The sequence below is a fragment of the Salipiger sp. genome (assembly GCF_059781815.1).
The window spans coordinates 1-10,332 of record NZ_JBYNAH010000190.1 but is presented as its reverse complement, the minus strand read 5'-3'; the positions used below and the strand labels follow the sequence as shown (position 1 = coordinate 10,332).

The 10,332-nt window shown below is 69.9% G+C and carries 9 protein-coding genes; 8 read left to right on the top strand and 1 reads right to left on the bottom strand.

What is annotated here, in order from left to right:
- From AC6RA4_RS18865 to AC6RA4_RS18840, 6 genes are all read left to right on the top strand, one after another.
- Positions 1-1,007 (top strand): ABC transporter ATP-binding protein (locus AC6RA4_RS18865; protein WP_500163000.1); only part of this gene is annotated, 1,007 nt, incomplete at its 5' end.
- A gap of 68 nt (positions 1,008-1,075) precedes the next feature.
- Positions 1,076-2,017 (top strand): GAF domain-containing protein, encoded by a 942-nt coding sequence (locus AC6RA4_RS18860; RefSeq protein WP_500162998.1) that lies wholly within the window; start codon positions 1,076-1,078, stop codon positions 2,015-2,017.
- 14 nt (positions 2,018-2,031) lie between these two features.
- Positions 2,032-4,464, top strand: a complete 2,433-nt coding sequence (gene nirB, locus AC6RA4_RS18855; protein ID WP_500162997.1) for a nitrite reductase large subunit NirB — start codon at positions 2,032-2,034, stop codon at positions 4,462-4,464.
- A 109-nt stretch (positions 4,465-4,573) separates the two neighbouring features.
- On the top strand, positions 4,574-4,906 hold the full coding sequence (gene nirD, locus AC6RA4_RS18850; protein WP_500162995.1) for a nitrite reductase small subunit NirD: 333 nt from the start codon (positions 4,574-4,576) through the stop codon (positions 4,904-4,906).
- On the top strand, positions 4,906-7,536 hold the full coding sequence (locus AC6RA4_RS18845) for a molybdopterin-dependent oxidoreductase (RefSeq protein ID WP_500162993.1): 2,631 nt from the start codon (positions 4,906-4,908) through the stop codon (positions 7,534-7,536). The genes nirD and AC6RA4_RS18845 overlap by 1 nt, the downstream gene beginning before the upstream one ends.
- Positions 7,533-8,495: a glycosyl transferase family protein gene (locus AC6RA4_RS18840; RefSeq protein ID WP_500162991.1), complete on the top strand. Its 963-nt coding sequence runs from the start codon at positions 7,533-7,535 to the stop codon at positions 8,493-8,495. The genes AC6RA4_RS18845 and AC6RA4_RS18840 overlap by 4 nt, the downstream gene beginning before the upstream one ends.
- Here the strand turns inward: AC6RA4_RS18840 and AC6RA4_RS18835 are convergent.
- Complete coding sequence (locus AC6RA4_RS18835; protein WP_500162989.1) at positions 8,479-9,222, bottom strand: maleate cis-trans isomerase family protein; 744 nt, start codon at positions 9,220-9,222, stop codon at positions 8,479-8,481. The two genes, AC6RA4_RS18840 and AC6RA4_RS18835, sit on opposite strands and share 17 nt — an antisense overlap.
- Positions 9,223-9,400: 178 nt before the next feature.
- On the opposite strand from AC6RA4_RS18835, the gene AC6RA4_RS18830 reads away from it, so the two are divergent.
- Positions 9,401-9,991 (top strand): ImuA family protein, encoded by a 591-nt coding sequence (locus AC6RA4_RS18830; RefSeq protein WP_500162987.1) that lies wholly within the window; start codon positions 9,401-9,403, stop codon positions 9,989-9,991.
- A partial coding sequence (locus AC6RA4_RS18825; protein WP_500162986.1) for a Y-family DNA polymerase occupies positions 9,906-10,332 on the top strand: 427 nt, incomplete at its 3' end. The genes AC6RA4_RS18830 and AC6RA4_RS18825, both read left to right, overlap by 86 nt.

Sequence of the window (10,332 nt, the reverse complement as noted above, 5' to 3'; positions counted from 1 at the left end):
GCTCGGCCATGAACCATGACGAGACCTTCAAGCGCCTGCGCGCCGAGGTCACCACCTACCTGATGGACGTGGGCATCGAGGCCAAGACCGAAGGCAGCCGCAACCTGCCCGACGTGACCCCGATCCACGGCATCGCGGCGGATGTGCCGGCGGCGGTCGCCAAGGCGCAGGAAGGCATGATCGAGGAGCGCTTCCTCGACTTCTCGCAGCTGCACAAGATCTACCCCACCCCCAAGGGCCCGCTCACGGTGGTCGAGGACTTCAACCTCAAGGTCAACAAGGGCGAGTTCATCTCGCTGATCGGCCATTCGGGCTGCGGCAAGTCCACCGTGCTGACCATGGCCGCCGGCCTCAACAGCATCTCCAAGGGCGGCATCCGCCTCGACGGCCGCCATGTCGAGGGCGCCGATCCCGAGCGCGCGGTGGTGTTCCAGTCGCCCAACCTCTTTCCCTGGCTCACCGCCCGCGAGAACTGCGCCATCGGCGTTGACAAGGTCTATCCCAAGGCCTCCCAGGCCGAGCGCCAGGAGGTGGTCGAGTACTATCTCGAGCGCGTCGGCCTCGCCGATGCGATGGACAAGGGCGCTGCCGACATGTCGAACGGCATGAAGCAGCGCGTCGGCATCGCCCGCGCCTTTGCCCTTTCGCCCAAGCTGCTGCTGCTCGACGAGCCCTTCGGCATGCTCGACAGCCTGACCCGCTGGGAGCTGCAGGAGGTGCTGATGGAGGTCTGGTCGCGCACCAAAGTGACCGCGATCTGCGTCACCCACGATGTCGACGAGGCGATCCTGCTGGCCGACCGCGTGGTGATGATGACCAACGGCCCGCAGGCCACCATCGGCAAGATCGTCGATGTCGACCTGCCCCGCCCGCGCACCCGCAAGGCGCTGCTCGAGCACCCGGATTACTACCTCTACCGCGAGCAGGTGCTGAACTTCCTCGAGGAGTACGAGCACGGCAAGCACGGCAAGTCCGAAGCCAAGCCCGCGAAGAAGAAAGCCGCCTGAAAGGCAGGCGCCCCGGCCTGATGCCGGTGCGCGACAGATGCAACTCTCCAGGACAAGGGAGTACGATCATGGACACCGTTCTTGACGCACCCGTGAAGACCTTCATCCAGGTCACCGAGATCTGGGTGCCCGAGGGGGACCGGCTGGTCCTCGCCACGGGCAACTACGGCGAGCTTTCGGCCTTCGAGGAGGCCACCCGTTCCATGAGCTTCGGCAAGGGCGAAGGCCTGCCGGGCAAGGCCTGGGCCGAAGAGCGCCCGGTGGTGCTCAAGGGCTTCGACGGCTCGTATTTCAAGCGCATCGAGGCCGCCGCCGAAGCCGGGCTGACCTCGGCCGTGGCGATCCCGGTGTTCAACGACGCCCAGCTCAAGGCGGTGATGGTGGTGCTCTGCGGCGATGACGAGAACCGCACCGGCGCCATCGAGGTCTGGCACGAGGCCGACGGCTTCCTGATGCTGGACGACGGCTATTACGGCGCCGCGCGGCATTTCGAATGGGTGTCGCAGCACACGCATTTCCCGCGCGGCCAAGGCCTGCCGGGCGGCGTCTGGTCGGCCAGCACCCCGATGCTGTTCCGCGATCTCGGCTCCGGTTACCGCTTCATCCGCGCCGACAGCGCCGGCAAGGCGGGTCTCACCACCGGCCTCGGCCTGCCGATCCCGGTGCCGCAGGACAAGACCTTCGTGCTCACCCTGCTCTCGGCCCGCGGCACGCCGATCGCGCGCCGCTTCGAGATCTGGGACTCGCGCCCCGTGAAGGTCGGCCGTGAGGTCGCCGCCGTGCTCGCCGACGGCATCTGCGAGCGCGAGGGCCCGCTCTGGACCGACGACACGCGGGAGCCGCCGCGCCGGGTCAACGCCAATCAGGGCAATATCGGCAAGGTGCTTGCCACCGGCCTGCCGCTGATCGTCACCGGCAAACCCGGGCTGACCGAAGGCTACGACACCCTCGTCGCCCTGCCGATCTATGACGCGGGCGAGATTGCCCACATCGTCGCCTGGTACGTCTGAGAGGAGACGCAGAGATGCAGAAACTCGTCGTCATCGGAGCAGGCATGGCCTCTGGCCGGCTGCTCGAACAGCTCATCGACGCCGATCCCGGCGCCTTCGAGATCACGCTTTTCAACGCCGAGCCGCGCGGCAACTACAACCGCATCATGCTCTCGCCGGTGCTTTCGGGCGAAAAGAGCTTTGCCGAGATCGTCACCCATGACGATGACTGGTACGCCGCCAACAAGGTCACCTGCCGCTTCGGCGAAAAGGTCCTGAGCGTTGATACCGCGCGCAAGGTGGTGGTCGGCGAGAAGGGCGAAGTGGCCTATGACAAGCTGGTCTTCGGCACCGGTTCCTCGGCCTTCATCATCCCCTGCCCCGGCCATGACCTGCCCGGCGTCGTCGCCTTCCGCGATCTGGAAGACACCACCGCGATGACCGAGGCCGCCGGCAAACCCGGCTCGAGGGCCGTGGTGATCGGCGGCGGCCTGCTCGGGCTCGAGGCGGCAGCGGCGCTGCGCCTGCGCGGCATGGAGGTGACCGTGCTGCACATCGCCTCGCACCTGATGGAGCGCCAGCTCGATCCGGCAGCGGGCTACCTGCTGAAGAAGGATCTGGAGAAGCGCGGCATCACCGTGCTGCTCGAGGCCTCGACCAAGGAGATCGTCGGCAACGGCAAGGCGGAACAGGTCAACCTCGCCGATGGCACCGAGCTGCCCTGCGACATCGTCTGCATGGCGGTGGGCATCCGCCCGGCGGTCAAGCTGGCGCAGGACAGCGGCATCGCCTGCGGCCGCGCCATCAAGGTCGACGCGCAGATGCGCACCGAGACCCCGGATGTCTACGCCGTGGGCGAATGCGTCGAATTCGAGGGCAACCTCTTCGGCCTCGTCGCCCCGCTTTACGATCAGGCCAAGGTGCTCGCCAAGACCCTGCTCGGGCAGGAAGAGACCTTCGCCATGCGCGAGCTCTCGACCAAGCTCAAGGTCACCGGCTGCGACCTGTTCTCGGCGGGCGACTTCGCCGAAGGCCCGGGCCGCGAGGACATCGTCTATCGCGACCCCGCCCGCGGCATCTACAAGCGCCTCGTCATCGAGGACGACAAACTGATCGGCGCGGTGATGTATGGTGACACCGCCGATGGCAACTGGTTCTTCGGGCTGATCAAGGACGGCACCGACATCTCCGAGATGCGCGAGACGCTGATCTTCGGGCCGTCCTATCAGGGGGGCGGCACCGTGGACCCTCTGTCAGCCGTTGCAGCATTGCCGCCTGAGGCGGAGATCTGCGGCTGCAACGGCGTTTGCAAAGGGGATATCGTCGCCGCCATCGAGGCCGGCGCAACCGATCTCGGGGCGATCAAGGCCACCACCAAGGCCAGCGCCTCCTGCGGCACCTGCACCGGGCTCGTCGAGCAGGTGCTCTCGGTCACGCTCGGCGATGATTTCGTGCTGCCCACGGCCCAGCCGGTCTGCGGCTGCACCGATCTGACCCACGAGGACGTGCGCCGCCTGATCAAGTCGCAGGAGCTGAAGTCGCAGGAAGCAGTCTGGCAGGAGCTGGGCTGGAAGACCCGCAACGGCTGCCATGTCTGCCGCCCGGCGATCAACTTCTACCTGCTGGCGGACTGGCCGCTCGACTATACCGACGACCCGCAGAGCCGCTTCGTCAACGAGCGCAACCACGCCAACATCCAGAAGGACGGCACCTATAGCGTGATGCCCCGGATGTGGGGCGGCATGACCACGCCGGAAGAGCTCATTGCCATCGCCGAGGCCGCCAAGAAATATGACGCGGTGGTCAAGGTCACCGGCGGCCAGCGCATCGACCTGCTCGGCGTCAAGAAAGAGGACCTGCCGGCGATCTGGTACGACCTCAACGAGGCCGGCATGGTCTCGGGCCACGCCTATACCAAGGGTCTGCGCACGGTGAAGACCTGCGTCGGCTCGGACTGGTGCCGCTTCGGCACGCAGGACAGCACCGGGCTCGGCATCAAGCTCGAGAAGAAGCTCTGGGGCTCGTGGACGCCGCACAAGGTCAAGCTTGGCGTGTCGGGCTGCCCGCGCAACTGCGCCGAGGCGACCTGCAAGGATGTCGGCATCATCTGCGTCGACAGCGGCTATCAGGTCGGCGTCGCCGGCGCCGCTGGCATGGACGTGAAGGAGACCGAGCGCCTCGTCGATGTGCGGACCGAGGAGGAGGCGATCGAGTGGACCACCGCCTTCGTCCAGCTCTACCGCGAGCACGCCAAGTATCTCGACCGGCCCTACAAGTGGGTCGCCAAGGTCGGGCTCGACTGGGTCAAGGAGGTGCTCTCCGACGACGCCGAGCGCCGCGCGCTGGTCGAGCGCTTCGACATCTCGCAGAGCGTCTACCAGACCGATCCCTGGGCCGAACGGGCCGAGCCGGAGGCGGCGCGCCGGTTCCAGCCGCTGGCCGATCTCACCCTGAAAGCGGCGGAGTGACCCCCGCCGCCTCCCGCTCCGGGCCCACCCCGGAGCAACACCACGAAGACCGGCTGTCCCGGGCCCGAACCCGGGGCAGCCTCCCCAACCCCCAAGCGGAGTCAGGCAAATGAGCTGGATCGACATCGGACATATCGACGACGTGCCGCTGCGCGGCGCCCGGCTGGTCAAGACGGAGGTCGGCTGCGTGGCGATCTTCCGCACCGACGAGGCCGAGGTCTTCGCCGCCTCGAACACCTGCCCGCACAAGCAGGGGCCGCTCTCGGAGGGCATCGTGCACGGCCAGAAGGTCACCTGCCCGCTGCACAACTGGGTCTTCGACCTCAACACCGGCGAGGCGCAGGGTGCCGACGAGGGCCGCATCGCCACCTACCCGGTGCGGCTCGAGGATGGGCGCATCCTGCTCGACGGCGAGGCGGTCTCGACGCGGAGTGCGGCGTGATGAAAGACCAGAGCGTTTCCGAAACCTGTTCGACCTGCCCCTATTGCGGTGTCGGCTGCGGCGTCCGGCTTCGCGCCGATGAGGCGGGCGGGCTCGAGGTGCGGGGTGACCCGGACCACCCGGCGAATTTCGGAAAGCTCTGTTCCAAGGGCTCGGCCCTTGGCGAAACCGTGGGGCTGGAGGGCCGTCTGCTCTCTCCCCGCGTGCACGGCCGCGAGACCGGCTGGGACGAGGCGCTCGATCTCGTCGCCCAGCGCTTTCGCGAAACCATCGAGCAGCACGGGCCGGAGAGCGTGGGCTTCTACGTCTCCGGCCAACTGCTGACCGAGGATTACTACGTCGCCAATAAGCTCATGAAGGGCTATATCGGCGCCGCCAATATCGACACCAATTCGCGGCTCTGCATGGCGTCGTCGGTGGCCGGTCACCGCCGCGCCTTCGGCACCGACACCGTGCCCGGCACCTACGAGGATCTCGAGGAGGCCGACCTGATCGTGCTGGTCGGCTCCAACCTCGCCTGGTGCCACCCGGTGCTCTACCAGCGCATCCTCGCGGCCCGGAAGACGCGCGGCACCAAGCTGGTCGTCATCGACCCGCGCCGCACCGCGTCGTGCGACGGCGCCGACATGCATCTCGCGCTCAAGGCCGGCACCGATGCGGCGCTGTTCAACGGGCTGCTCTGCGCCATCCACGAGGCCGGCGCGCTCGACAAGGGCTTTTTGAAGAACGTCACCGGCTTCAACGAGGCGCTCACCGCCGCCTCGAGCGACCGCGACACCGTGACCGGCCTGTCGGACGAGCAGCTTGCCGCGTTCTACAAGCTCTGGATCGGCACCCAGAAGGTCGTCACCGTCTATAGCCAGGGCGTCAACCAGTCGACCTCGGGCAGCGACAAGGTCAACGCCATCCTCAACTGCCACCTCGCCACGGGCCGCATCGGCACCCCCGGCTGCGGGCCGTTCTCGGTCACCGGCCAGCCCAACGCCATGGGCGGGCGCGAGGTCGGCGGGCTGGCCAACATGCTGGCCTGTCACCTCGATATCGAGAACGCCGACCACCGCGCCGCGGTGCATGAATTCTGGGACAGCCCGCGCATGGCCGACGCGCCGGGGCTCAAGGCGGTCGACCTGTTCCGTGCCGCCGGAGACGGGCGGATCAAGGCGCTGTGGATCATCCACACCAACCCCGCCGTCACCATGCCCGAGGCCGACGCGGTGACCAAGGCCATCGCGGGCTGCGATTTCGTCGTGGTCTCCGACATCACCGCCGCCACCGACACCGCGCGGCTCGCCCACGTGCTGCTGCCCGCCTCCGCCTGGGCCGAGAAGGAGGGCACGGTCACCAACTCCGACCGCACCATCAGCCGCCAGCGCGCCGTGCTGCCCGCGCCGGGCAGCGCGCGCCCCGACTGGGAGATCCTCGCCGAGGTCGGCCGCCGCATGGGCTGGCGCGACGCCTTCGACTATGCCTGCCCGGCCGAGATCTTCCGTGAATATGCCGCGCTTTCCGGGCTCGCCGGCAAGCTCGGGCGCGATTTCGACATCTCCGCCAAGGCCGAGCTCACCGACAGCGCCTACATGGCGATGCCGCCCTTCCGCTGGCCCGCCAGCGCCACCCGCAACGGTGGCCGTTTCTTCGCCGACGGCAAGTTCTACCACCCCGACGGCAAGGCGCGGATGCTGCCGATCCGCTACCGCGCCCCGGCCTCGCAGCCCTGCGCCGAGCTGCCCTTCCGGCTCAACACCGGGCGCATCCGCGACCAGTGGCACACCATGACGCGCACCGCGCGCTCGCCGCGGCTGGCCGCGCATCTCGCCGAGCCCTTCCTCGAGATCCATCCCGAGGATGCCCGTCGCCTCGGCATCGCGCCCGCCGATCTGGTGCGGCTCGAGAACCCGCAGGGCAAGGCGATCCTGCGCGCACGCCTGACCGACGCAGTGGCGCCGGGCGATGTCTTCGCGCCGATGCACTGGACCGGCGAGACCGCGCCCTCGGCCCGCATCGACGCGCTGGTCGCCGCCAACACCGACCCGGTCTCGGGCCAGCCCGAGAGCAAGGCCAGCGTGACGGCGGTGGCACGGTTCGACGCGGCGTGGTACGGCTACGCCGTGTCCGCCACCGAATTCACCCCCACCGCCGAGTACTGGGCCCGCGCCCGCACCCGCGCCGGCTGGCGCGCCGAGCTTGCCGCCGCGGCCCAGCCCGACGATTGGGAGGCCCATGCCCGCGCCCTCTTCGGCCTGCCCGATGCCGAGTGCCAGACCCTGATCGACGCCCGCCGCGGCCTCGCCCGCATCGCTTTCCACGATGGCGACCGGCTGATCGCGGCGCTGTTTGCAGGCCCCGAGCCGGTGGCGCTGAAGCGCGATTTCCTCGCCACCCTGCCGGGCACCGAGGCCCCCGACGCGCTCACCGGCCAACCGCCGGCCGACCGCCCCGATCCCGGCCCGCTGGTCTGTTCCTGCTTCAATGTCGGGCTCAACACCATCGTCGCCGCCATCGAGACGCAGGGGCTGGTCAGCGTCGAGCAGATCGGCGCGGCGCTGGAGGCGGGGACGAATTGCGGCTCCTGCCGGCCCGAGCTGGCCTCGATCCTCGCCGCGACCCAGTCGAAGGTGGCCGCCGAATGACGCTTGGCGCCCATGTCCGCACGCTGGGGCGTGGCCCCGGACGGTCGCGCTCGCTGAGCCGCGAGGAAGCGGTCGATGCGATGCAGCTGATGCTCTCGGGCGAGGCCGATCCGCATGCCATCGGCGCACTCCTGATGCTGATGCGGATGAAGGGCGAGACCGCCGACGAGATCGCGGGCTTTGCCGAAGCCGCGCAGCAGAGCCTGCCCGCGCTGCCCCGCCCGGCGCTCGACTGGCCGTCCTATGCCGCAGGCCGCACCCGCGGCCTGCCGTGGTTCCTGCTCTCGGCGCGGCTGGTGGCCGATGCCGGCCATCCTGTCCTGATGCATGGCTGGAACGGCGCCGACGCTGCGGTGCGCAACGGGCTCGCCGCCGCCGGCATCCCGGTGGCCGAAGCGCCCTCCGAGGCTGCTGCGCTGATGGCGCGCCACGGCATCGCCTACCTGCCGCTCGAGACGCTCTCGCCGGCGCTCTTCCGGCTACTGAGATTGCGCGACGTGCTGCACCTGCGCTCCTGCGTCAACACCGTCTGCCGGATGCTCAACCCGGCGCGCGCGACGGCCTCGGTGCAGGGCGTGTTCCACCCGCCCTATCGCCTGCTGCAGGCCGATGCGGGCGCGCTCCTCGGGCTGCAGTCGCTTACCGTGATCAAGGGCGGCGGCGGCGAGTTCGAGCGTCACCCGGCCAAGGCCATCGCCGGCTTCGGCCTGCGCGGCGGCGCGGCGTGGGAGAGCAGCGTCCCGGCGCTCCTGCCCGAGGAAACCCGCCGCCTCGACGATGGCGAGAGCGATCCCGCCCTGCTCAGCGCGCTCTGGGCGGGCGAACGCGAAGACCCCTTCGCCGAGGCCGTGGTGCTCGGCACCGCTGCGCTGGCGCTCGACACGCTGGGGCAGGACGCACCGCTCGAGACCGCCCGCCAGCTCTGGCAGGCCCGCCGCGCCGTCACCGCGTCTGCGTGAAAAGCCGCCCCGGCGCCCGCTTCGGCGCCGCGATCCCGGCGAGCCGCATCAGGTGCCAGGCCAGCACCTGGTTGCTCGACAGCACCGGCATCCCGAGCTCGGCCTCGAGCGCATCGATCACCGGCAGCGTGCGCAGGTTGGTGCAGGAGAGAAACAGCCCGTCCAGCGGCGCCTCCCCGGCCAGCCTTACAGCCGCGTCGCGGAGGCTTTGCGCCCCGATCCGCGCCACCCGCGCCTCCTCGGGCACCTCGAAGCTGGCAAAGACCGGCGTCTCGATCCGCGCCTCCGCCAGCACCGCCCGCAGCCGCCCCGAGACCTCGGCCACGTAGGGCGAGATCAGCCCCAGCCGGCGCACTCCCAGCGCCGCGCAGGCGGCGATCAGCGCCGAGACCGGCTCGCTCACCGCCTCCGTCTCCACCGCCGCGCGGATCTGCGCCGCCACATGCGGCGCGCCGATCTGCGCCGTGCCCGAGGTGCAGGCATAGCCCACCGCCGAGAATCGCGCCCAGGGCGGGAACAGCGCCGCCGCCTGCGCCAGGTGGCCCTCCATCTCGGCCAGCGTCTCGGGGGTGACCTCGGCGCCCGAAGGCACGCGGGTGACCATGAGGTTGCCGCGCTGCGGGATCAGCCGGCGCATGTCGGCCTCGACGGTCTCGTCCGATTGCAGCACGACGAGACCGAGCGCCGGGCGCGCGGGTCCAAGGCGGTAGGGCAGCGGCGCGCTCATCGGCGGCCTGCCCCGGGAAGGGAACGTCTCAACATCGCGACAGTGGCGCACCGCGCGCGCCCTGCGTCAATCGCGGCGATGCATCCGGCACCGCCCGCGCGCAGGATCTGCCCGCTTTCCGCGCTTTGACCGATGCAGGATCTTGGCCCGCCCCGGCCCGACCCTGTATCCTGCCCCCATGCCCGCGAATCTGTTCGACAGCTTCCCCCTGCGCCCCGCCCGCGTCCACGAGGTCTGCGGCCCCGGTGCCACCAGCTTCGCCGCGATCCTCGCGGCGCAGGGCGCGGGCCCGGTGCTCTGGGTGCGCCCGGGCTGGAGCCATGAGGCGCTGAACCCGCAGGGGCTGTCGCGCATCTTCGATCCGGCGCGGCTGCTGATCGCCGAGGCGCCCTCGCCCACCGATGCGCTGGCGGTCACCGAGGAGGCGCTGCGCGACGGCGCCGTGCCCTTGGTGGTGTGCGAGATCACCAAGCCGCTCGACCTGCGCCAGGGTCGCCGCCTGCAGCTCGCCGCGAAGAGCGGCGGCAGCACCGGGCTGTGCCTGATCCCCGAGGGCATGGGCAGCAACGCCGCAGAGACCCGCTGGCACGCCGCCCCGCGCCTGGCCACCGCCGAGGAGGCGGACTCGACAGCGCTGCGTTGGGAAATTATAAAGAACAAATCGGGAACACTGGGAGCCTGGGATGTTCTTTGGACGGACACGGCGCATCGTCTCCATGTGGTTTCCCCGGTTGCCGAGCGACCGGGCTCTGCGCGCGCGTCCGGTTGAGGCGCCCTTCGCGCTGGTGCTGAAACAGGCCAATGCCGAGCGGCTCTACTGCCTCAACGCGCGGGCCGAGGCCGAGGGGCTGCATCGCGGCATGGCGCTGGCGGATGCGCGGATCTACTGCCCGGCGCTGCTCACCGCGCCGGCCGATCCGGGCCGCGATGCGCGCTTCCTCGCGGCGCTGCGCCGCTGGGCCACGCGCTATTGCCCCTGGGTCGGGATCGAGGCGGCGGACGGGCTGGTGCTCGATGTCACCGGCGCCACCCATCTGCATGGCGGCGAGGCGGCCATGCTGGCCGACATGCGCGCCCGCGCCGCCCGTGCCGGGCTGGCGCTGCGGCTGG